Genomic DNA, 234 nt, shown 5'->3' with positions numbered 1-234 from the left:
GATCCATTCGATGGTGAGCAGGCGCCGCGCGGTACGGCGCCAGTCCACAGCCGGCACGCGGAAGGCGCCATCGGGAAGGTTCTGGTCATCCTTGATGTTGTCGGCCATCTCCGAGATGGCAGCCGCCTCGAGGCGCAGGTCCATCTCGAGTTGGACCGAGCGATCGAGCGTATCGACCACCGCCACGGGCTTGAGGCGGCGCGAGAACGGCACGAAGCGCTCGATCAGCCGCGC

Annotated in this window: 1 protein-coding gene; it reads right to left on the bottom strand. The window is 67.1% G+C overall.

The features are described from left to right. A partial coding sequence (locus ACZ3HH_RS31190) for an AarF/UbiB family protein (RefSeq protein ID WP_465810605.1) occupies nucleotides 1-234 on the bottom strand: 234 nt, incomplete at both ends.

It is taken from the genome of Pseudomonas sp. PME37.24/025 (genome assembly GCF_055556615.1).
Note: the sequence above shows the minus strand (reverse complement) of the source record. Positions and strands in the feature narration are given on the sequence as shown.